The organism is Mycobacterium sp. NPDC004974 (assembly GCF_053600815.1).
On record NZ_JBSGAQ010000003.1, the window covers coordinates 325,990 to 348,073 of the forward strand.

At 63.9% G+C, this 22,084-nt stretch carries 29 protein-coding genes; 14 read left to right on the top strand and 15 right to left on the bottom strand.

All coding sequences use genetic code 11. The annotated features are described in order from the left end of the window. The first annotated feature begins 2 nt into the window (after positions 1-2). The 13 genes from ACWEFV_RS09670 to ACWEFV_RS09730 all read left to right on the top strand — a co-directional run bounded on the left by ACWEFV_RS09670 (position 3) and on the right by ACWEFV_RS09730 (position 11,170). A complete protein-coding gene (locus tag ACWEFV_RS09670) occupies positions 3-929 on the top strand; it encodes a hypothetical protein (protein WP_450069994.1) in 927 nt (308 codons plus the stop codon). Then, a complete protein-coding gene (locus ACWEFV_RS09675) occupies positions 926-2,647 on the top strand; it encodes a Gp37-like protein (RefSeq protein WP_450069995.1) in 1,722 nt (573 codons plus the stop codon). Before ACWEFV_RS09670 ends, ACWEFV_RS09675 begins: the two co-directional genes overlap by 4 nt. 13 nt (positions 2,648-2,660) lie before the next feature. Further along, entirely contained in the window at positions 2,661-3,149 is a 489-nt protein-coding gene (locus tag ACWEFV_RS09680; RefSeq protein ID WP_450069996.1) for a hypothetical protein, read from the top strand. Beyond that, positions 3,150-4,115: an LtfC-like domain-containing protein gene (locus tag ACWEFV_RS09685; RefSeq protein WP_450069997.1), complete on the top strand. Its 966-nt coding sequence runs from the start codon at positions 3,150-3,152 to the stop codon at positions 4,113-4,115. Beyond that, the gene (locus tag ACWEFV_RS09690; protein WP_450069998.1) at positions 4,116-6,428 is read left to right on the top strand and encodes a hypothetical protein; all 2,313 of its coding nucleotides are present in this window, start codon (positions 4,116-4,118) and stop codon (positions 6,426-6,428) included. Then, positions 6,428-7,363: a hypothetical protein gene (locus ACWEFV_RS09695; protein WP_450069999.1), complete on the top strand. Its 936-nt coding sequence runs from the start codon at positions 6,428-6,430 to the stop codon at positions 7,361-7,363. Before ACWEFV_RS09690 ends, ACWEFV_RS09695 begins: the two co-directional genes overlap by 1 nt. Before the next feature lie 10 nt (positions 7,364-7,373). Further along, complete coding sequence (locus ACWEFV_RS09700; protein ID WP_450070000.1) at positions 7,374-7,718, top strand: phage tail fiber protein; 345 nt, start codon at positions 7,374-7,376, stop codon at positions 7,716-7,718. A 13-nt stretch (positions 7,719-7,731) separates the two neighbouring features. Continuing rightward, complete coding sequence (locus ACWEFV_RS09705) at positions 7,732-7,989, top strand: hypothetical protein (protein WP_450070001.1); 258 nt, start codon at positions 7,732-7,734, stop codon at positions 7,987-7,989. Further along, the gene (locus tag ACWEFV_RS09710) at positions 7,986-8,108 is read left to right on the top strand and encodes a hypothetical protein (protein WP_450070002.1); all 123 of its coding nucleotides are present in this window, start codon (positions 7,986-7,988) and stop codon (positions 8,106-8,108) included. Before ACWEFV_RS09705 ends, ACWEFV_RS09710 begins: the two co-directional genes overlap by 4 nt. A gap of 185 nt (positions 8,109-8,293) precedes the next feature. After that, positions 8,294-9,241, top strand: coding sequence for a peptidoglycan-binding protein (locus ACWEFV_RS09715; RefSeq protein WP_450070003.1), 948 nt, complete (start codon positions 8,294-8,296; stop codon positions 9,239-9,241). Then, on the top strand, positions 9,238-10,515 hold the full coding sequence (locus ACWEFV_RS09720; protein WP_450070004.1) for a peptidoglycan-binding domain-containing protein: 1,278 nt from the start codon (positions 9,238-9,240) through the stop codon (positions 10,513-10,515). Before ACWEFV_RS09715 ends, ACWEFV_RS09720 begins: the two co-directional genes overlap by 4 nt. Before the next feature lie 26 nt (positions 10,516-10,541). Next, positions 10,542-10,916, top strand: a complete 375-nt coding sequence (locus tag ACWEFV_RS09725) for a phage holin (protein WP_450070005.1) — start codon at positions 10,542-10,544, stop codon at positions 10,914-10,916. Then, entirely contained in the window at positions 10,913-11,170 is a 258-nt protein-coding gene (locus ACWEFV_RS09730) for a hypothetical protein (protein WP_450070006.1), read from the top strand. The genes ACWEFV_RS09725 and ACWEFV_RS09730 overlap by 4 nt, the downstream gene beginning before the upstream one ends. Positions 11,171-11,347: 177 nt before the next feature. On the opposite strand, the gene ACWEFV_RS09735 is transcribed toward ACWEFV_RS09730, so the two are convergent. The 11 genes from ACWEFV_RS09735 to ACWEFV_RS09785 all read right to left on the bottom strand — a co-directional run bounded on the left by ACWEFV_RS09735 (position 11,348) and on the right by ACWEFV_RS09785 (position 17,495). Then, positions 11,348-11,629, bottom strand: a complete 282-nt coding sequence (locus ACWEFV_RS09735) for a hypothetical protein (RefSeq protein ID WP_450070007.1) — start codon at positions 11,627-11,629, stop codon at positions 11,348-11,350. A 58-nt stretch (positions 11,630-11,687) separates the two neighbouring features. Further along, on the bottom strand, positions 11,688-11,918 hold the full coding sequence (locus ACWEFV_RS09740; protein WP_450070008.1) for a hypothetical protein: 231 nt from the start codon (positions 11,916-11,918) through the stop codon (positions 11,688-11,690). 4 nt (positions 11,919-11,922) lie between these two features. Further along, positions 11,923-12,336, bottom strand: coding sequence for a hypothetical protein (locus ACWEFV_RS09745; RefSeq protein ID WP_450070009.1), 414 nt, complete (start codon positions 12,334-12,336; stop codon positions 11,923-11,925). Then, positions 12,336-13,187, bottom strand: a complete 852-nt coding sequence (locus ACWEFV_RS09750) for a hypothetical protein (protein ID WP_450070010.1) — start codon at positions 13,185-13,187, stop codon at positions 12,336-12,338. The genes ACWEFV_RS09745 and ACWEFV_RS09750 overlap by 1 nt, the downstream gene beginning before the upstream one ends. Then, positions 13,184-13,462: a hypothetical protein gene (locus ACWEFV_RS09755; protein WP_450070011.1), complete on the bottom strand. Its 279-nt coding sequence runs from the start codon at positions 13,460-13,462 to the stop codon at positions 13,184-13,186. Before ACWEFV_RS09755 ends, ACWEFV_RS09750 begins: the two co-directional genes overlap by 4 nt. A 125-nt stretch (positions 13,463-13,587) precedes the next feature. After that, the gene (locus ACWEFV_RS09760; RefSeq protein WP_450070012.1) at positions 13,588-13,896 is read right to left on the bottom strand and encodes a hypothetical protein; all 309 of its coding nucleotides are present in this window, start codon (positions 13,894-13,896) and stop codon (positions 13,588-13,590) included. A 163-nt stretch (positions 13,897-14,059) separates the two neighbouring features. Continuing rightward, a complete protein-coding gene (locus tag ACWEFV_RS09765; RefSeq protein ID WP_450070013.1) occupies positions 14,060-15,163 on the bottom strand; it encodes a hypothetical protein in 1,104 nt (367 codons plus the stop codon). A 153-nt stretch (positions 15,164-15,316) separates the two neighbouring features. Further along, entirely contained in the window at positions 15,317-15,493 is a 177-nt protein-coding gene (locus ACWEFV_RS09770) for a hypothetical protein (protein ID WP_450070014.1), read from the bottom strand. 44 nt (positions 15,494-15,537) lie between these two features. Next, positions 15,538-15,996: a hypothetical protein gene (locus ACWEFV_RS09775; RefSeq protein WP_450070015.1), complete on the bottom strand. Its 459-nt coding sequence runs from the start codon at positions 15,994-15,996 to the stop codon at positions 15,538-15,540. A 105-nt stretch (positions 15,997-16,101) separates the two neighbouring features. Further along, positions 16,102-16,893, bottom strand: a complete 792-nt coding sequence (locus ACWEFV_RS09780) for a tyrosine-type recombinase/integrase (protein WP_450070016.1) — start codon at positions 16,891-16,893, stop codon at positions 16,102-16,104. A 362-nt stretch (positions 16,894-17,255) separates the two neighbouring features. Further along, entirely contained in the window at positions 17,256-17,495 is a 240-nt protein-coding gene (locus ACWEFV_RS09785; protein ID WP_450070017.1) for a hypothetical protein, read from the bottom strand. Between the two features lie 179 nt (positions 17,496-17,674). On the opposite strand from ACWEFV_RS09785, the gene ACWEFV_RS09790 reads away from it, so the two are divergent. Next, positions 17,675-18,466, top strand: a complete 792-nt coding sequence (locus tag ACWEFV_RS09790) for a FadR/GntR family transcriptional regulator (RefSeq protein WP_135457472.1) — start codon at positions 17,675-17,677, stop codon at positions 18,464-18,466. A 123-nt stretch (positions 18,467-18,589) separates the two neighbouring features. On the opposite strand, the gene ACWEFV_RS09795 is transcribed toward ACWEFV_RS09790, so the two are convergent. From ACWEFV_RS09795 to ACWEFV_RS09810, 4 genes are all read right to left on the bottom strand, one after another. Continuing rightward, positions 18,590-18,988, bottom strand: a complete 399-nt coding sequence (locus ACWEFV_RS09795; protein WP_450070018.1) for a hypothetical protein — start codon at positions 18,986-18,988, stop codon at positions 18,590-18,592. Beyond that, complete coding sequence (locus tag ACWEFV_RS09800) at positions 18,957-20,693, bottom strand: DUF3556 domain-containing protein (protein ID WP_450070019.1); 1,737 nt, start codon at positions 20,691-20,693, stop codon at positions 18,957-18,959. The genes ACWEFV_RS09795 and ACWEFV_RS09800 overlap by 32 nt, the downstream gene beginning before the upstream one ends. 80 nt (positions 20,694-20,773) lie before the next feature. Then, positions 20,774-21,286, bottom strand: a complete 513-nt coding sequence (locus ACWEFV_RS09805; RefSeq protein WP_450070020.1) for a DoxX family protein — start codon at positions 21,284-21,286, stop codon at positions 20,774-20,776. 22 nt (positions 21,287-21,308) lie between these two features. Beyond that, positions 21,309-22,082, bottom strand: coding sequence for an SDR family NAD(P)-dependent oxidoreductase (locus ACWEFV_RS09810; RefSeq protein WP_135457481.1), 774 nt, complete (start codon positions 22,080-22,082; stop codon positions 21,309-21,311). Positions 22,083-22,084: the final 2 nt, after the last annotated feature.

The following is a 22,084-nucleotide window of genomic DNA, read 5'->3' on the forward strand; positions in this document are numbered from 1 at the left end:
CAGTGTCTCAATATCTGACGCTCGACATCATCAAGGGCGACCCGTCCAACCCGGACTACTTCGCACGCGTGATGGGTCCGGGCCGCGGCCAGCAACACGTGATCCTCTCGCCGAAAGCTGCCGGGATCTTCGACCTCCCGGTCGAGACCCGCTGGGTCACCAACGCATTCGGCCAGCGCTACCAGGACTACCGATTCAAGAAGCGTACTTTCCCGCTCACCTTCACTGCATACCACTGCGACAAATACACCTGGTCTCAGGTCGCAACCCAGCTTGGCTGGGCATTCGACTACGACGTCGAAACCAGGCTGCGCTTCACCGGCCCCGATGGCATTCGAGACCTGTTCGTACGCAAGGAAAACCAGTCGACCGCATTCTCATCGTTGGCCTGGGAGACGCGCGACCCGTTCCTCACCGGCGCATCCTCGGAGCAGTTCGTGTTGTCGGCTGAGCTGCCGTTCTACGTCGGCAAACCTGAGGTGCAGGAATTTCACCTTGACCCGGGTGTAGCCAAGGGGTGGGCTGAGTTCGACTTCATCAATGCCGGTGATGTTCCCGATTGGGGCCGCTGGACGCTGTCCGAAGACGCTGTCTGGGAGGTGTCAGATAGCTCCTGGGGGTCCCCGATGTTGGGCCGGCCGATCGAGGACTACGGCCGCACCGTGCCGATCCCGACCATCGATGAGCGCGACGGCGGCATCGTCGTCGACTCCGACCCGCGTCAGCAGACCATCCTCTCGGAGAACGAAACCTTGGTGCAGGGGCGTTGGAAGGGGCATGACCTGCGGTATCCGCTTCCGGCTGGGCTGCGGGAGAAGGCCACTGTGCGGGTCTCCGGAGTCGCCAACCCTGATGGTGCTCACTGCCGACTGACCATCCCGCAGTGGTACTCGAGGCCGATGTCGCAGCCCCTGGTGATGGCACGATGATCGACGGTACCGCCCTGCTCGACCGCATCGAGCGCAACGTCGATGAAGTCCGGGCCCGGCAGGCGATGTACCGGATGCAGCAGAACGACATCGAGCTGTGGATCAACCCGCCTGACGGATCGGCCGGCGCGGAGTTCCTCGGCCGCATCTCCGACATGGCCGCGATCAAACAGTCCTGGCCGTCCCGCAAAAACGTGTCGTCGCAGGGCTACATCTCGATCCCCGTTGATCACGCGATCGCCCGGTACGTGCTGGCGCTGCCGAACAACAAAGAGGCACTGAAGAACGTCATGATCACCGTGTCCCGTTACAACGGGGCATGGCGCTGGTCGGGCCTGCTGCGGTACTGGAAGCTGGAGCGCCGCAAGGGAATCATCTACTTCACGCTGTTCTTCAACGATGACCTGCAGTACCTGCAGTACCTGCTCGTGCCGCCGAACCCGGCCACCCCGATCCCGGTCATTCAGGCGCTTCGAGAATTTTTCCTGTATGCGCCCCTGAAATGGGCGATCAGCATGACCATCCTGCTCAATTTCTTCCGGGTCCAGGGTCACCCATTCACGCTGCCCGACGACCCATTCGACCCGGAACAGTGGACGAGCGCGATCGACTGGTCACTGTGGCAGGCCCACGTGAAGGCCTCCCCGTGGCTGCTCGACGATTCGACGCTGTGGGGGCCGATCGCCTCACGCATGAATGCCGCCGACGTGACGTTCGCCGATGCGCTCGACGACGCCCAGATGGTCATCACCTATCGGCGCATCCTCACCGTGAAAGGCGAACGCGCCGAAGGACTCCTCACACCGGAGGTCGCCAACGGCGCCCTGGTGTTCGAGGTCGTCGACCGCAGCGGATTCCACCTGGGCACCGGGACATTCCTCGACGGCACCATCGCCGCCGGGTTCGTGCGTACGGCGGTCACCTACGCCGACGGCTACTTCGAAGACATCCTCAACGTCGTCGCCGACGATGAGACCTTGGCGCCGGACTCCTACTACCAGAAAGGCTGGCTCGGCACATTCGCCGAGATGCCGTGGATCTGTATCAACGATGACCAATGGCACGACTTCGATTCCGAACTGTCCTGGTCGCCAGCGGGTCCGGTGTCAGTCGTCGTTGGCGGCGACAATCCCACCGCCGACGCGATCGTCAACCTGATCATCGAATCGGTCGGCAACCTGCTCGGCTACTTCCTGCTCGGCGGCTTCGACTCGCTCGGCGACATCGCTGCCGACGTGATCATGCCGTTCATCGTCGGCACCATCGCGGCCTGGCTGGAATGGAAGAACATCGGCCGCGTCAAGGAGCTCGGCTGGATGCACCTCATGGAGATGTACCGGTCCGGCGCAGAGAACAATGCCTGGTCCGCATCGGCCGAGGCCGCGATCCGCGGCGCATTCACTTCGACGAAAGCCCAGACCGGGCACCGCATCAAGCTCGACGGATCACACTGGGTGATCCCCGGGCTGCACTTCAACATTGGTGACCGCATCGGCTCAACGCACTGCGAGCTGCTGAAAAACGGCATCGACGCCATGTTCGCCGACCAGGTCGAGGAAATGGTGCCCGAGCAGGACAACTCGGCCGGCCAACCACTCACCTGGTCGGTGACGATCGGGCTCAACAAAGCTGCGATGAGCCAAGGGGAACGCAACGCCCGAACCCTCAAGAAGGTCCTCGCGACCATCCAGAACATCGGCGTCCACCTGATCTCATGATGAATGAGGAACTGTGACAGAAGAATTCGTTGAAATAGCCGACAGGGCAACCACCGTCGCCAATCTGATCGACGCCCTGAGCGCGATCAAGACAGGCCGCGGCGACGAGACCATGGGGTTGCCGGCGCCGATGCGCCGCGCCGCTGCTGAGGGTTTCGCCGACCTCGGATTCCGCTACATCCAGGCCGTGGCGACCCACCGCGTTGTGATGCCGAAAAACACGCCGCTGGGCGCGCATGCCGCGGCCGGCGTCGCCGAGATCGACGACGAAACAATGCAGGCCGCCCTCGACGCGTTCAACCCGGAGTTGGCAGCGAAGTACCGAGCGGCCACCACCGACGAGGAGCGGGCCGCACTGCGCGACTCGCTACGCCCGGCCGTCGAATCAACGCTGCAGCGGTCACTGGACCTGGACGAGGCCGCCTCGGCGGTGCGAGCACAAGGCAAACGTTCAGCAGCTGAGGAACGGGAACGGCGCGACGCGAGAGAACGGGGAGAGTAGATGCTGGGCGCAAAAACCAGGCAGGACACGCTCGTTCTGTCCGAAGGGCAGACCTGGGTGGCAACGTTCTTCCCAACCGCTGGCGGTGTGTTCTCACCGGGCACCACCGCCGAGTGCATCATCACCGACCCGGCCGGCGGCGTGCTGGCCACCTGGGCACCCGCGACGGTCGCGGACAACCGCATCGAATTCATCGTGGCCCCTGCCGATCAGGCGTTGATTCCGCCCGGCTCGTACTTCCGTGTGACCGCACACCTACCCGCGATCGGTCCGCGACCGGCGATCGACACCAACCTCGCCCGCGGCCTGGTGGTGCGCGACGACAACCCCACCCCGCTGGCCGCGCCACGCACCACCAACGTGTCCCTGTCATTCGCCGACTCCATGAGCGGGCCCGAAGTGGATCCCGGATGGGTACGGGTCGGCAACTGGGGCAAGACGAAAATCTGGGACAACAGTGCCCTGAGCCTGCCCAACGCCATGTCTGCGGACTTCGCGGTATTCGACAAGGGTGTCGCTCGGTACCGGGCCCAGACCAACCAGAACGCCGTCAAGGTCGAGGTATCGACGATCCGGGCTCTGGCCACCGGCGGGAAAACCACCGTCATCGTCGCCGGCAATCAGAACCTCACCTCGTGGGTGGGCCTGCAGTTCCAATACGGAGTACTGTCCGGCGACCAGAAGATCAACATCGTGACCGGCACCAGCCCGGTCGCATACTCGATCCAGCAGTCGGCCGCCAATGCGGTCGCCAACAACGACCGATACACCTTCATCTACGACGACCTCGCCGATAACTACCTGGTGTACAAGGGAACTGACCTCTCCACCCCGTTCGTGCAGTGGCCCGACGCGGCGCACGACATTCCGCACGGCAACGGCTACCGGTATCCGGCGCTGCTGTTCGAATCGGACTTCTTGACCACCGGCATTCAGCTGTCCGGCTGGGCCATCAAGGACAACTAGATGACCACACCGAGCGGGCCGCCCGGGTTCAACCTCACCGGGCGGTGGGCGATCGCCGGCGACGACGGGTCAGTAGCCGACCTGGTCAACCGCACCAAAGACGTCGTCATCGGCAGACTCAAAGAGCAAGTCAAGAGCTCCCCCGGCTGGAACAAGTCCACCGAAGACGTGTGGGCACAACTGCGCCGCGGGATCCCCTGGGATCACGCCATTCTCGAAGTAATTGTTAACCGCCTCACCGGCGGACTGGTGACGTTCCCCACCAAGCAAGAAGCCATCATGGCGCTCAAGAAAGTGCCATTCCTGACCGACATCGTCGAGGCGATTACCGGCATCGAGGACGGCGATGAGAACGACCTCGGCACGTACTTCCTGAACTGGCGCAGGCTATTCGAGTCCATCAATTTCCTTGACCCAGCTTTCGACCCGACCGTGGCCGCGGCGCAATTCGTCAACCTAGTGCTGTTGCCGCTCAACCTGCTGCTCGGCCCCAACTCCGCGCTGAATCCGGCGAACATCTCTGGCCGCCTGCGTCTCCACCAAATCGGCGGGGTATCGCTGGCGAACGTCATTCCGCAGACAGCGAATCTGTTCGCGGAGTTCATCAGCGCGGCATCGGTGCCGAACGTGGACGGCTGGTCATTCGATGCGACCAACAACGCGGCGCAGGTGGTCCTGGACGGCACAACGAAAGCGATCTACGACGACCCCGTGGATGTAGCGCCGGGCCAGGAGTTGGACGCCTCGATCAAGGTGCTGCTCAACTCGGTGACATCCTCGGCTGGGTCTGCTGCGCAGTTGGCACTGCTCACGTATGACGGGGTGTCCGAGGACCCAACAGGCACTGTCGTGTTGAAGTCGATCGCCAACCCATCCGGCACAGCGACCTGGGCCACGCTGTCGGCGACGTACACGGTGCCGGCTACCGGCGTGAAGGCCGTTGCGCCGGCGCTGATGGTGGTCGGTGGCACCTCGGGCACGGTGAAGTTCAAGACACCGGCCGGTGAGCTGGTGCTGCCCAACTCGCTGCAGGGCGGGCTCAAGACCATCCTCGACGAGCTGCGCGACATTTTCGACGGCAAGCCAGTGGATCCGGTGAATCCCGTTGCGGGCGTGGTCAAGAAAAACTGGTGGGACATCTTTTTCAACGGTGGCGCCAAGCAGGTCGTGACGCAGGACCAGGTGGCGGTGGAGTCAGGCATTGTGCCCACCGACGCGAACACCACCATTCCCTTCGAGTACCTCGGGCCGAAGTTCGTGCCGGTGCTGTTGGGGCATCCTTGGGTGGAGCTGAGCAAGTCGGCGCCGCAGACGATCACCGCCGGGGCGATTACGAAACTGACCGGTTGGTCGCAGGTCGGTGGGTTCCCCATGACCGCTTCCAGCGACGTATTTACCTTCCCGTTCGCGGGTCTGTTCGACGTCAAAATCAAGGCGTCATGGGCGGTTTCTCCCGACACGGCGGCCACCATTTACATTTTCAAAAATGGCAGCGTCTATCGATCTGACGAAGTCATTACCGACGGCATGTCCAATCTCAAATACAGCATGCTTCATGAGCCAATTCCGTTCGATGCTGGCGACACCATCGAATTTCGAATCAACTGGTTCGGGACGGGTAGTACCCGAGACATCCACAACGTCAATACCTATGCCCGCATCACCTACATCGGCGACACCCACCTGACTGGCACTCCGATCCCCACCCCCACGGTGCTGTTCGACGCCAAGGGCGCCGCTGACAACGGATCTGGCGATGGCGGACCGTGGAACCATACTTTCGGGCCGATCTCGAAGACGGTCGTGATTCCGTTCAGCCACGAATCACCGGACATGCCCGTGGTAACGTGCGGCCCGTACAACGTCCCGGTGTTGAGTGGTCCGACATACATCGGGAACTACTTCGGCTTCAACGCGCGATACTCGCTGGCCGCCGCGATCTTGCCGGACGCCGTGAAGGGAACGACACAGGCGATCTCTGTCGACTTCCCGAGCGGCAACGCTGCTTTCAGCGGTAACTCTCTGTCGTTCAACAACGTTGCCTACCTGGGCGCGGTGAGATCCTCCAGCGGCAACGGAGGTGCCGGTGACCCGGCGAAAATGCTGGTCCCGTCGAATGCGTTCTCTCAAGTTGCAGGCGGATTCGGCGGCATGGATGCCAATTTCTCCTCGTTCAACCGGACGCAGGACAACATCTGGAACTTCATCGCGGGCAACACCTGGGCTCACGTAATCGGCCACGCCCAGGGTGGTCTGGAGTTCATGGCGTCCGGTGGGAAGTGGGCCGGCAAGTTCATCGAGCTGCATCCCTGATGTGGCAGCCCGCCCCGCCGACGGTACCCAAACCGCGGAGCTGGAAGTTGACGCCTCCGGCCGCCGTGCCGATCGCCAAGCCGTGGAAGGTGAAGTGCACCCGTGAATTCGGCCTGACACTGACCCCGCAGATCGGCGTGGATGCCGCACCAAGCCCTATCTTCAGAGGCGAATTCGGTCTCACCCTGGCGCCGGTGATCGGTATGGAGGCAGCCGGCCGTTCGACGGCTGAGTTCGGGCTCACGCTCACGCCGCAGATCGGTGTGGATGCGGCGCCCCGCATCCCGGGCAGCTTCGGCCTGTCCCTCACGCCGAGCCTGGGTTTCGACGCCGCGCTGGCCCCGGTGGAGTTCGACAACTCCACCCTCGGCGGATCGGGTGGCGCTACCACGCGGTCCTGGTCGCACACACTGAACGGCAACTGCCTGGTGGTCATCTTCACCAACACCACCAGCACCGCGCCTACCTGCACGTTCGGTGGGGTGAACATTCCGCGCGTGTATGGCCCGGCCTCTGACGGCGGGGTGTTCCCGTACACGTCATACATTTCAATTTTCGCCCTGGTGAGCGACAGCCTGCCGCAAGGGGCGCAGACGATTTCATGCACGCAGGCGGGCACGGCGTCGGCCGCGATGGCGACATCGTTCCGCCGTGCGGGCGCAATCGGCACCGTCATCGGCGACACATCTAGTGGCGCGGTCAATCAGAACCCCACCCCCGGGGCCGGTGGCGCTGCGGTCGCCGGATACGTCGGCGGCAGCAGCAACTTCGGCGTCATGGGACCCAACTCCGCAGGCAACTACGGCTTCATCACGTTCGTCACGTGGGCGACCGTGGCTGGATGGGGTCTGGACACCGGCAGCGGTGTTCCCTTCGCTGCCACGCATTCCGGCGCCAAGACCGGCGCCATTGTTCCGATCCTGCCCGCAACATGAGAGGCGAAACATGGGTATCCCCAACGCAACCCGTCAGGCATCGTCAAACGGCATTGCAGCTCTCGGCGCCTATATCTCGCTGCACACCGGCGCTGGGGCGGGCACGACCGGCGCCAACGAGGCCGCCGGCGGCAGCTACGCACGTAAGCCCACCGGCTGGACGCCGAACGCCGCCGGAAGAAACAACGGCTCTGTGGTGAACATCCCGGCCCCGCCGGGCACCTACACCGAAGGCGGCATCTGGTCGGCGGTGTCCGGCGGCACGTTCGTCGGGTCGAACCCGTTCACCGCCGGCAGCGTCATCATCTCGGGGTCGGGCGCATCCGTCGACGTGTCCCCGTTCATCCAATCGTAAGGAGACCTACCCAATGAACGTCCAAACCGACCACCAGATCGTCGCTTTCGGTGATGACCACATGAAGCTGTTCGAAGCCGCCACAGGCGATCCCATCGTGACAGCCACTCGCAGTGACGGCACCTGGACCATCACCGCAGACGGTGTCTCTGATGTCACCGCGCCGGACCGGCCCGCGGCGATCACCGCGATGACCGAGCAAGCACTGGCCTCGCTGCCCGGCACCGGCTATTCCACGCTGGTCCCATACGGGCTGCCCGAACAGCCATGATCCGCGCGCTGACCGCCGGCGTCGTCCTCGGCGCTGCCCTATTCACGGTAGGCGCCTGGGCATTCGTGAAGGGCTGCCCGATCTTCGACGTCGAGCACGACACCATCCTCGGCTTCTAGTCCGGTTGTAAGGGCTGTCGCCCAGGCGCCAGGTATAAGTGCGGCCAACCTGCCGACCCCTGAATCTATTTCAAAAGTAACCCGCGATTTCCCGGTGCGCGCCCTCTGACCTGCGCCGATCTATTTAAGCCCAATCAGCCCCGGCACCACTCGGTGACCGGGGCTTCGTCGTGAAAGGACCGGCCATGGCATTCATCAAGAAGCAGGGCTACTGGATCTCCGAAAACGGTTGGCGCATGTGCGATGCCGCCGAGCTCGACTACAGCGCGGTTCCCGGTACCGCGTTCAAGCTCGGCGTTCGCAAGGGCGCACCGAACACCATCCTCAAGGCGCTCATCTGGCGGCTCAACAAGATCGAGCCGATGATCGTCTCCCAGATCGGTTGCTACACCGCCGAGAACTCGATGGGCAACAGCAACCACAACAGCGCGTCGGCGGTCGACTACAACTGGAACAAGCACCCGTACGAGAAGTGGGGCACCTGGCCGGACCGCGCCGCGGTGGACCGGATCGTGGCCGACTTCCGAGGCATCGTCGAGTTCGGCGGCAACTGGACCAGCCCCCGCGACGAGATGCATTTCGAGCTGCACTTCGCCGAAGGGCACGCCGGCACCGAGCAGCTGGCCACCGACTTGCGCAATGGTCTGTGGGGCATCTTCGCTCCCGGCCAGGATCCGGATCCCGGCACGCCGATCCCCGACGGCTACCTCCAAACCGGCTCCGAGGGCGCCCAGGTGCTCAAGCTGCAGCAGGGCATGAACAAGGTGTTCCCGAACTACCGGGCAATGCCGCTCGACGAGGACAGCATCTTCGGCCCGATGACCGCGGCCGCCGTCACCGAATTCCAGCAGCGTTCGCTGATCAACGCCGACGGCATCGTGGGCCCGGAAACCAAGACGCGGCTGGCCACCTACGGCATCGTGCTCGACGGGGCCACCGCGCCCACCAGCCCGCCGTCCGTGCCGCCTGCGTTCGTCTACCCGTCGACCGACGAGATGACAAAGCAGCTGTGGGAGCAGCTCTTTGGTCCAGAGGCCAAAGGCTGGCCCGGGCTGTTCGGCAAGGTCGCCGACGGCAGCCGCGGCAAGTTCACCGTCGAGGGCATCGCCGACCTGCACCAGGACGCATCGTGACCGCGCGGCTGCCGCTCAAGATCGGCTCATCCGATGCCCGCGGTGACGACGTCACCCACTGGCAGAAGTGGGCGGCGCGCTACGCCCCGACGTACGTGTTCCTGCTCGGCGCCGTCGACGGTTATTACGGCAGCAGCGACGAGGCGTTCACCCGTGAAATGCAACGCCGCCTCGCGCAGGCTGGGCACAGCATCGTCATCGACGGCATCTTCGGTCCGCGCACGGCCGGCCTCGTTGGCTACGGCGGTGCCCAACCCGCGCCAGCGCGTCGCCCGATCTGGTTCTACTCCTGCCCCGGCAGCGGCGCGGACTTCTGGCTCGGACCCAGCCACGACGTGGGCCAGATGCTGTGCGGAGCCGGGTTCAACGAGCCCGGCCGCCAGTCGCTTTCGATCAACCATCAACCGGTGTCCTTCCAGAAGGGCGGCTACCTCGGCCTCATGGGCGGCGACCCGAAGTTCTCCTACCTGGAGGTTATCGCCGACCAGCTCGCGTCGTTCCGCTGGCTACTGCAGAACAACCCCGATGTGAAGATCGCGATGGAGCGGCGGCGGCAGGACCGCAATGCCCCGGTCGACGTGGAACTGTGGCCATCCGGGTACAGCCAATCGGCCGACGGCATGTGCGACGCCGTCTTGGAACTGTTCGGCGACGGCGGTGAATTCGAGCTGATTCGCGACCGGATCAACGGATTGATCCTGTTCGGCAATCCGGCCACACCGGTCACCGGCATCGCCCGGAAAACGTATCCCGCGTGGCTGAACCGCCTCATGGTCAACATCAACACCCGCGACGACTTCTACGCCGTCGCCAAGGATGAAATTCGGCCGGCGTTCTACGCCGAGATCATCAAGGCCGAAATGGAATTGCCGTTCTTCGTGCACGTCCTGCGCATCGCGGTGCCAATCATCTTGGAGTGGGCGGCCACGTTGCTGCCGATCTTCGGGCCGCTGCTCGGCGGGTTCGGACCCATGGTCCAGCTCGCCCTCGGGACGCTCAACGGGCTGCAGGGCCTCGGCAACAACCCCGTGCTCGGCCAGCTCATGGGCCAGGCCGGAGGCGGCCGAGATGTGGCCACCACCAAGCGGATCGAGGACATCCTGTCGCCGACCGGTGTCCTCCAGAACATCGGCGGCCTGATCGGTCTGATCGCCGCGCTGCCAGGGCTGCAGTCGCACGGCGCGTATCACGCGACCATGCCGCCGCGGCCGGAGTTCGGCAACCGCACCGGCACCCAGTACGCGTACGACCACATCGCCGCATTCCGCCGCTGAACCAATCGAAACCGAAAGGCGCTGTCATGATCACTATTTTCGACGTCATCAAAAACCGGTCCTGGGACCAGTTCCGCGCGCTGCTCTACATCGTGGTGCCGCTCATCATCGCGGCTACCGTCAAGAGCCACACGTGGGAATGGACTGGCCTGGCGTTGGCGATCCTCACACCGTCGCTCGCCTCGTGGAAGTCGGTTACCGGGTTCCGCACCAGCCTGCAGGGTGTCATCACCGCGCTGCAGATCCTGCTCGTCGCGCTGCATCTGGTGACCGACGCGCAGTTCACCACCTGGGCGCAGATCGCGCTGGCCATCATCGGCGGCGGTGTCGCGTCCGCGAACGTTCACGCCAAGCGCGCAAAGCAGGCTGTCGACAGCATCCCCCTCGGTGGTGGCTGGTGATCGATCTCCCCGAGGTCATCAACGCCTCCGGTATCGCGATCGCCGCCGTGCTGACCGCATGGCAGGCACGCACCTCCAAAAAGGTACGTGACCTCGAATCCCGGCTCGCCGTCGTGGAAGACGAACGCGACGAGTTCAAAAACCTGTTCCGGATCGCCGTCCGGCACATCCGCGAATGGATGGCCTGGGCCATGCACCACGCCCCCGGCACACCCGCCCCACCCATACCGCCCGAACTCAAAGACGAGGTGTGAAGCGCCCGACAGCGATAAACTGACCTCCGATCTGGCAAGTCAAAGACCCCTCCCGGCCTCTCAGCGGGAGGGGTCTTCTCTTGCGTTCAGGCCTGCCGGACCTAGGTGTACACAGTCTTAATGATGATGCCCGTGATCACGGCACCGACGATCGTTCGACGCCGCTTCGGCCAGGAGCTACCGCGCGGACTCCATGACAGCAGCGATGCGCACCAGCTGTGCGCGCTGGCCAGCGCTCAAGGATGAGAGATCGCCTAACGCCCCGTAAATGGCGCGCTGCACTTCCACCCCCTGCATGGTGGCCAGAGCTAGTGCGGTGGTTGCCTGCGCCGATGCATAGGCGATTACCTCAGTGGGACTGAGCTCGCCAAACTTTATCTGGGACAATGCATACTGCGCTCGCCCCGCCGCGTCGTAAATCTCTTCGTTCGAAATGCTCATCTTTTCGATCGTCTCCATCTGCAAGGTTTGCCGAGATAGCGCCCCGACTGGGGTGCCGGCCGAGGAAAGTCCGCGCTCACGCCGATGAGGCTGCGTCATCCACCTCGTGCAAGAAGAACATGCCGTAGCGGTCGGGTCGCACATACACGTGGGCGCGCTGACCGTCGACGATCCCCGGAATCACTGCCCACTGCCCACCAGGCGTGCGGGCCAATGCTTCCTGAATCTGTTCTGCGGTGTGTTCGGGTGGGATCACAATGCTGACTCGCTCAGCGTTTGAACCGATGAACGTCACGATCAGTGCCACGGCGTCAGCCTTCCTCGCTGTGCTCAGGCGTGGGCTTGAAGTATCGGTGGTATAGCCAGACCACGCACAAGGCGTAGGTGATGGTGGCGATCGGGATCATCAACCACACCGCACTGGCGCCGAATGCGATCTCTGCGGCCACCGCGAGCATGTCGCCCACGGCTCCGGTGACCATGATCATCCAGAAGAAGCCTGACACGTCTCGCGACCGATCCTTGCTGACCCGGCCAGTTTTCACCCCGCGTAGCCACTGCACGAGGATGACGATTGCGGCGATGGCCATCGCTGATGCCGCGCCGATCAGCCATACGGGCAGCTGCCCGCCGTGGCCGAACTTGCCGTTGAACAGCAGCGCGTAGATCGCTGTCGTCCCCGCGACGTAGATGACCCAACCGAGCAGCACCTTACGTGTGTCCATTACAGGCAGTTCCAAGCTGAAAAGGCGGCGGTTCTGGCCGGGCCGGAGATCATTGCACCCATTGCGGCGCCGCCCACGAAACCGGCGATGCCACCGCCGAGGATCCCGACCGGCCCGCCGAGTAGGCCGGCAACTCCACCGCGGATGGCGCCGAGTGCTCCGCCCACGAATACGCCTTGAATCATGTTTTTCCCAATGTCCTCTTTGAAGTTTTCGGTGAAGCACTCGCCGAAGTCGGGTTCCGGGTCGGCTTCGTCGCCACCGCTCTGTTTGAATCCGTCACCGAAGCTGGCGGCCTGGATCGTGCCGTTGTCGGCGCCGTCGAAGGTAATTCCGTCGAGCTCAGTGGCTTTGGCTTGCAAGCGTTCCCTGATGAGGGTGTCGGTGGCCAGGAGCTGCTCAGCGTTCCATTGGATGTTCTCGGCGTGCTCTCTGGCGGCGGCGTAGCGTGCGGCCATTGTGGCGACGTCGATTCGTCGGGTGTCGGCGACTCGGAATTCCTCACTAACCCGGAACCCGTCAGCTTCGGCGTCGGCGATCGGCCCGAGTGCGGCGCGTTGAGCAGCTTGCAGGTCCGCGACACTGCTGTCGGCGAGATCAGCAGCAGCCCGCGCCACTTCACCGTGGCGGCCAACCACCGCCGAGTCGGCAGTGACGCGGTCCACGGCGGCGTCCTTGGCGGTGCCTTCCCACTCGGTCCCGCTGATGTTCTGGCGATGCTGGGCGAATAGTTCCTCGAACTCGTCGGCCGAGGCGCGCCACCGCGCGGCGGCGATCTCAAGGTGGGTGATGTCCCAGTTCTCGATCTTCGACCGCGTCAGCCCTGCCCCGGCGTCTGCTGCAGGGCTCATATCGTCCTCGTCACAGCGGCAGCCCCATCATCGTCGGTGCGGCGATACACCCCGCTGCCGAGCTTCATGTACTGCGCGTGGTTGCTGACCCGCGTGGCTTGGCGGTCGCGCGCTGATGCCAGCGCAGCGTCGATGGCCGATACCCCCGCATGGCTGGGCTGGTCCCCGGACGTCGCGCTCGGTGCTGCGGTCGCTTCCAGCGAAGCGGCGACCTCCGCGCTGCCCTGGGCCGCTGCGTTCAAGCCTTGATCGTCAATTAACAGACGCTCAGTCATCCGTGATCCCCCCTCAGGAATGACCGCAGACTATCACCGCACGGTTAGCCGCTGACTCCGCATTGTCGTTGCTGGGCGCTACGGCGGCCCCGGCTGCGATTTATCGCATGTTGGATTTCTATTCCTCAGTGCCGCACTAGACGTCGGACCGCACGTTGGCCGGCGGTCGCGCCAACCTGGTGCCTGATCATCACGAGGAGGAACCAAAGTCGGATGAACAGATGGAGAAGCACGGCAGCGGCGGCTGACACAACCAAGTGCGCATAGATCGACTTCTCTGGAACGAGCAAGCCCACCACCAGCAAACCTGATGTGGCGATTGAGATTTGCGCGGCGCGGACTGACGCCCGGGCGAATTCCACGGCAGCGGCCATCGGATCGATGCCGTCCCAGCGATGGTCGCCAGATAGATCCTTGACCCTGTTGTAGCTCATCGTCGCAAGAGACAGCAGGACTCCGGAAATGATTGCTGCCCCAGGCAGGAGAGCTCCAGGCGTCAGAGAACAAGCCCAGGCGAATGCGCCGACCCCGCAAAGCGCTGGCACCACATAGGCCCCAACGAGCCGTGTCCACGGAACCGCACCGTCTTGTGGACGCTCAAGCCCCTTCTTCAGGGCTGCGGTTGTCCTCGTGAGCTGGTACGTCACTCGGACTCACCTCCACCTTGATCGCGTTTTCCGGATGGTCCCACTCTTCAGTGTCCCACTTCGGCGCCAAGCTCACACCACCGTTGGCCGCGAGGTCGACTATGACGGATCTCGCTTCTTCCCAGAACTTGACCTCGCTGGGCGATATGTCGAATACGCCATCCATCACGACGGTCATCTGAGGCTCACGGCCGTCGAAGATCACCGTCTTCTTCTTGCCTTCGCTGTTGAACACTCGCGCCTTGATCTGCCGCACGTCGTCTCGCAGGACAATGGTGGCATTGGGGTCTGACAAATCATCGACGTCGAGCGGCTGGTCGATCTCCACCAGGCCGGTCGGGGTCTTCTTCCTGGTGAACATCCTTCGGAACTGTCTGAGGAGGGCGCCCTGTCGCGCCTTGTCGGAATGCCAAACTTGGGTGTCGTATCGCGCCATATTGCCCGGGTGGCCGGCCGAATGATCGCCTCCCGAACTGCTGTCGCGCATGACTGCTTCGAACGTGAGCAGCCGTGGGTCCGTGGAGTTCTCCACCTGTGCCCACAGCGACAATTCGGTGATCGGTGAAATCTTTAGCAAATATCCCGGATAGGCCTGCTTGAACGCATTGGATAGTTCAGTCCGCCACTCGGTCGGGACCGTGTGCCGGCCCGCCTTCTCAACAAGCAGCCATGCCTGATTGGAGTTGTTCGGTACAACTGCAGCGACCCAGAACGGTTCGCGTTCCACGCCAGAGGTTTCACGCTGGTGCTCAGGGTCGCCGTGCTTGAGCGAAATCGTAGTGCGCCGACCGGATTCACCGCCGTGCAGTTGAAGGAGAATCGTTCTACCTCGGCGCTTGGTGTTCGACGGACACCCGAAGTGTCGGTCGCCGCGCCGTACCATCTGGGCGGGCAGCGCCTCGATGAATGAGCTGAGAAAGACCAGCAGGTCAGCGCCTGCTGCATTGAAATTCGCCGGGAATTCACTCAGCGGCGGCGGATTCTTCCGGCGTGCGGCGTGGCCGTTGAGTTCGACTCGGAGCCCGAACGGAACGATCTGACGTTCACCAGTCACGGGCAGATGACCCCAGTAGCTTGTGACCGGAACCTAGGTGTCTGTGAACCCATTGTCTTTTACTTCCCCCTGATCTCTTGCAGTCGATTTGCCGATCAATCGCTGCCGATTCGGCAGTTTATGGTCTCGGTCTCTAGTTGATTGACGCGTTGGTCAAACCGTGACCCAGTTAACTCCCAGCTTCGGCCCGTGCTGCACGCTCTCTGGTAACCGTTCATCGAGGAGCTTGTCGACCACGGCGGTGGTGCGCACCGGATCGCCATCTTGGGCGCACGCCGCCCGGTACGCCACCAGTACGCGCAGTTCGGCGTCGATCGCTTCAATGCTCATCACATTATTGGACGCAGTGCACCGGGAGGCGGTTCCGTCGTGGGCTACTCCTGCATCAAGAACAGCAATGCGCCGGGTTCGGCCTTCCACATGAACCGCTCGTCACCGTAAGTTGTTACGTCGATCGGCACCAGGTGCTCGACCGCCGACTGGGCAGTGTTGACAGTCGCCACACCCTCATACTTTGTGTCGGTCACCGGGTTGAGGTCCACCCGCAGCACTCGCACGGTGTATTTAGATAGGCCTGCGTCGGCGTTGAAGTGGTTCTGCATTGACTGCTCGACCTGAGCAGCGATCTCCTTGGCTTTCTCCGCGGCCTGATGGTCGGTGTACTTCTGCCATCCGAACCACCCGAGCGCGAGCACGACGATTGTGGCTACGACGGCGATGATCACCTCGCGGATCTGATTCCGTTCGCGCGGTTCGGTCTGCCGGGGAGGAGCCGAAACGGGGGTGAAATCCTCGTCGGGGAACACCTCGTCGCCGTACTCGTCGCGCACCATGCGGGGAATGCTAAGGCAAACCTCCTGCCGCACATGACGGTGTCGCAAAAATCCGCCTCTCACCTACCGGGTCAGAGGCGGATTCTCCTCGGCCTGCTGCTGTTCCTATGCGGCCGCGGCCATCATCGCGGCGCGCATCTCGTCATCATCAACCGCCGTGTAGCGCTCTGTGATCGCCAAGTTGGAATGGCCGAGGAGCTCCTGCACCGCACGAATATTGCGAGTGCCGCGGTAGGCCTTGCTTGCGAACCGGTGGCGAGCTTTGTGCATCGTCCAGACCCCGGGAATGGCGTCGGAGCACAGCGTGCCGACCCACGCCGCCGTGACGTGGCCACCGTGAGGGCTCGGGAACAGCCAGCCAGCCGCCGGCCAAACGGTCGCACCGTACCCGGCGGGCCCTGCCGCGATCTTTGCCGCCAGATCGCCACTGATCGGGACGATCCGCTCGCGTGACCCCTTGCCATGGACAAGTAACTGCGCGCCTCCGGCCAGGTGCCGGAGATCGCGTGTGTGAACCTTGGCCACCTCTGCTCGGCGCAAACCGACCTCGCCGGCCAGTCGGAGCATCAGCGCCGTGCGGGCCGATGCTGCTCCCACGGCCTCGGCGAACACTGGGTCTGGCACCGGTTGCGGTACCGCACGCGGGACTTTTACCTGGGGCAGTTCGATCGCCGGATTCTCGCTGATCAGTCCTGCTTTGTGCGCCCACGCGAAGAATCCACGCACGCCAGCGCGATAGCTGCGCCGGGTCTCCGGCTTCCACTCTTCGTGGATCTCGAACCAGCCGAGTAGGTCGTCCTCGGTGATGCGATCGACGGGCAGATTGAGTGACTGCTGAAGGTAAGTGACCTGCCACCGCCGCAAACGGCGCGTGGTCTTCGGACGGCCGATGGCCACGAGGTATCCGACGTAGCCAGCGATCAGCTCATCCCATTGGTTCATTGGTAGTACCGGACCTTTCATGTTCGATCAAAAACGTTGTCTCAGTAGTGGTTTGGAGAACATAGATCGGCTCAATTGACGCCGCCATAGATTGGCGGATTTTCTTAACTGATAACGAAATGGACACGGCAAGGACTCGTTTGCTGAGCGTCCAACCAGAAAACCGGTTGACCGATAGGCATTTCCAAGCGTCATACTCGACCAGCGAATTTGGTGCAGATCGCTGGCTAGGCACCCATTGATCCGGCGACTGGGGAGGTTCTTATGAATCTCCCCATTGCTAGCGAGGCCGCAACCCGCGCCAGGTGTGCCGGCGCTCATCGCGCAGCTGCCCGCCATTGCTCTTTGAGCTGATCGCGCAATCCGGTGTAGAACGTGAGATCGTCGCGCGCCCAGGCGAGGTAGTCCGCGCGGGTGTAGTGCATTCCAATCCGGCCGAACCGGTCGTCGGGCATCGCGGTGAGGGTCTCAACCCGCTCTGAGTGCTCGTCTACCAATCGGGTCAACGTCGCTGCCAGCTTGGCTGAGCCCTGGCTGTCGCCGAGGTCAAGGGTCACCTTCACAGGATTAACCCGCCGCCGGAAGTTGATAGATCCGCGCTGCAACGGAGCGTGCGGTATGCAAACCTACTGGTTGGTAGGGCTCGATGTTCCGATCCTGCGGTGAACAGATGGTTTACTGAGTTGTACAGCTGGCCATCCGGCCAGCACGAAGTTGTCTTAACTGGGAGTGTCTGGTGGCTCGAACCACACCGCTGGCGCCGATGATCGGCCCTGACGCGATAGCACCGCAGGCACCGGTCCGTTCCCCGAAGACCGCCGAGCTCGTCGCAGGCACATTACGGCGCATGGTCGTCGACGGCCAGCTGAAAGAGGGCGACTTCCTGCCCAACGAAGCCGAGCTCATGGAGCATTTCGGGGTCAGCAGGCCGACGCTGCGCGAGGCCGTGCGGGTGCTGGAGTCCGAGCGTCTGGTCGAGGTGCGGCGCGGTTCCCGTACCGGTGCCCGGGTCCGGGTGCCCGGTCCCGAGATTGTCGCCCGCCCGGCGGGGCTGCTGCTCGAACTATCGGGTGCCGACATCGCCGATCTCCTGGTGGGGCGTGCGGCGATCGAGCCGATGGCCGCACGCCTGCTCGCCGAGAAGGGCGATGAGGCGGCGTTCGCCGAACTGGAACAGATGCTCGACGAGCACATCCCGAAGGACCACCAGTCAGATCAACTGGCCGAGACCACCGGCGACTTTCACCGCCGGGTCGTGGAGCTGTCCGGCAACGCCACCTTGAGCATCATCGCCGGCATGCTGCACGAGATCACCGTGCGCCACCACGCCTTCCTGTTCAAGGAGCGTCGACCGGTGTCGAAGAGCGACTACGACAAGCTGATGCGGTCCTACCGCAAGCTGATCCAGCTCATCCGCTCCGGCGACGGGGATGCCGCCGAGGCGCACTGGCGCAGGCACCTGGACACCGCACGGATCCTGATGCTGAAAGACATCGAGAGCGTCAAGGTCCGCGACGTCATGCGCTGAGCCCTGGCCGCTCATCGAGCCTGCGTCCAGCCCATCGAGCCTGCGTCCAGATCGCGTTTCGCGGCAATATTGCGATCTGAGCGCAGTGTCGAGGATCTGTGCGCAGTTTCGAGGACGACTGAACTAGTCCGGCCAGACCGCCAGCCGCGCCCCGGTATCCCGCCAGCCGTCAGCGGTCTTCCATCGCATCGGCAACAGCCGATAGCGCCAGCTGCCGGCCGGACCGTCCGGACCCACGTGGTCCACCGTGATCGAAATGAGGTCCGCGTCAAGCTGTTTGGCGTGTGTCTCCAGGTAGATGCCGGCCTCGTCGTCGAGCTCCGACATCAACTCGCCGAACAGCAACCGCGGACCCGGCGCGCGATGCAGCAGCACACACTGCGCCCGCTGCGGGCAATGGCCGGCCCGGACGGTGGCGTGACACTGCGTGTCCACGCTGCCCAGGTCACTCATCAACCGCCCGGACTCATCGACCCATACCGTGACCGGCTCAGGTGGTGGTGGCGTCATCTCGCCGGACATGGACCGGGAGCTCGTCGTCCCAGGGCTGGCGCGTCACCATGTCGGCAACGTCGACGTAGCCCCGCTCGAATTCCCCGGTGGCCGCATCGACGAGCCGGTACTGCTGGGTCTGACGCTGGATCGGCTGAGCGTCGAGCATGACGATCCGCACCTCCCCCGGCTCGAAATGGCACCGCTTCTGCAGGGCGGCCACGAGCTGCTCGTTGCTCATGTGTCCGTCACCGAAGTTCCAGCCGATCGCCGTGGAGACGATCCGCTCCCCGTCGGTCAACACGTAGTCGTCCTCGTTCTCACCCGCCATCGCCCGGTGCGCCAAGGTAAACAGGGCCCGGCCATGAGAGTTGAAGCCGCGGAAGGCGTATCCCATGTACAGATACATCTGGGCGACTTCCGGGCTGCCGTAGTACCGCTCCATCTGGGCGGCCGGCATGCTGGCGATCGCGACGATGTCCTTCTCGATCTTCTCCGCCGCCGAGGGTTTGACGCACCACAGCGAGGTGTCCCAGTTGCCCGCGTAATAGCGCATACCCGGCAGGAACGAGATCTTGCGCGGGAACAGGTTTCCCAGCACCACAGTGCCCGCGACCACCGCGAACAACACGATCGGCCACGGGCTGGTGAGATCCCCCAGCCCGATCCCGGCGTGCCCGACGAACAGTGCCAGCACCGAGAACATCATGAAGACGTTCCACTCCAGCGGCACGCCCATCGGAATGGAGCTCAGGATTCCGAAGTGGAACACCAACATGACAAAGGCGGCAATCGCCGTCGGCCAACCGCCATGCGAGAAGAACAGCACCAACGGAACCAAACCCTCGATGGCAGTGGAGAAGTGCGCCACGAAGCGTGACGGCCGCCCCGGCCGGAGATCATCGGGGAAGTGTTCGAAGAACCTCCGCTTGATCCAGCGCGGCCGGAACACCGGGTTGTTGCTCATCATCGTCGAGATGACGAACGGGAAGTGTTTGGTGAGTTTGGAGGCCGCCGCACCGATCCAGATCGTCAGGCAGATCAGCTTGGCCGCGATGACGATGTCGGCGCCGCTGAACAGAAAACACACGGCCAACGAGCCGTATACCTCGCCGCGGGCGGCCAGGAAGATCACCTTGTCTCGCAGACCGGCCACGGCCAGCAGGCCGACGATTGCCGCGGTCTGCCACACCGGCAGCACGCCGATCTCACTGCCGAGTGCCGGGATGGGGCCGGTGCCCTGCGAGGCCAACGCCACCACCAGCATCACCAACAGCGCCCCGTACAGCACCACGTCGACGACGGTGCGGTCATCACCCTTGGTCAGCGGCACCCGATTCGGCCACGGTGGCAGCCGAATCGTCCTGGGCCGCAACCAGTACAGGACCGATCCCATGGGCGGGAAGAACCGGTTGTTGAGCGGGCCGAAGCCGCAGCCGAGGCCGATGACCTCGAACAGCATCGTGTAGAACACAACCTTCTGGTAGACGATCGGCTCGGCGTACCAGGAGGCGACGTTGGTGAACCCGTCGACCCCGGTGGTCGTCAGCGCGATCAGCCAGGCACCAAGGATGTAGGCCAGGATCTTCACGACATAGAAGAGGTGCAGTGCGACCGGCGTCCCGAACCCCACCTCGGCCCAGTGCCGCGCCATCGGCTGGATCTTCTCCGCACGAGTGCCCTTGCTCCACTGCTCGAAGTCGATCTCGGGAGATTCCTGTTTGAGAAAACCCATGCCGGTCAGATTAGAACGTGTTCTAGTCCGGTGGTAGTCGTTCTGACCGGCCAGTGGGCGTCATTGTCGGCGCGCACGAACTAGGACTTCACCGGCGGGCGGAAGAAGATCACCAACTGGCCGATTCCACCGGCCAGGCCGAGCACGACCGCGATCGCCATTCCGCACCAGCCGTTCAGCAGGTGGTAGAAGCTGCAGTTGGAGAACAGCAGGTAATCAAGGCTGTAGTGACCAGCCCCGGTACCGGCGATCGCCACCGCGGCCACCGCCAGGATCAGGTTGTACTCCCAGCCCTCCTTGACGATGAAGAACCCGTTGTGCCGGTGCACGGTCCAGGCCGCCACCAGCATCAGCGCCACGAACCCGGCCGCGGGCACCGGGGTCAGCAGGCCGAGGGCCAAGCCGAGACCGGCCGCGATCTCGGTGCTGGCCGCGACCCTGGCGTGAAACAGGCCCGGCTTCATGCCGATGCTGTCGAACCATCCCGCGGTGCCGGGGATCCGCCCACCGCCGAAGAACTTGTTGTAGCCATGTGCGGCCATGGTCAGGCCAAGAACCACACGCAGAATCAGGATCGCAGCATCAGCAGCCATGTAACAGAATCTAGGGCATCTGTTAAGCCGCCGCCCAGCCCCCATCCACACTGAGGATCACCCCGTGGATGTTCCCGGCGTCGTCACCGGCCAGGAAAGCCACCGCTGCGGCGACCTCCTCGGGGGTGCTCATGCGCCGGGACGGGATGCGGGCCAGCACCGGTCCGATCTCATCGGCCACGTCGGCGGCCCGTTCCGTGGCGATCGGCCCGGGGGCCACGGCGTTCACCCGCACCCCGCGCGGTCCGTATTCCACGGCCCATGACTTGGTCAGCGAGTGCACGGCGGCCTTGGTCGACGAATACAGCGCGGAGCGGTCGCCCCCGATCAGGCCGGTGATCGACCCGACGTTGACCACCGCGCCGTGGCCACGCTCAGCCATGGCGGGCGCCAGCGCACCGGTCAGCAGGAAGGGGGCGATGACGTTCGTCTGGTACGACTCCAGCAGTGCCTGCTCGGAAACCTCGCCGGTGGGTTCCGGCATCCCCCACACCCCGGCGTTGTTGACCAGGATGTCGATCTGGCCGCCGGCGGCCTCGGTGGCCTGCCGCGCGAGGCGCCGCACCTCGCCCGCCCCGGCCCCGAGGTCGGCGGCGACGAAGTCGGCCTGCCCTCCGGCGGTGCGGATCTCGGCGACGACGGAGTCGCCGCGTTCCTTGTTGCGGCCGCTGACGATGACGAAGGCGCCCCGATCGGCGAGGGCCTTGGCAATGGCGACGCCGAGGCCTCCGGTGGATCCCGTGACAAGTGCTGTGCGACCCGCCAGAGCGGTGCCGTGGGTAGTGTTTGGACTCATGA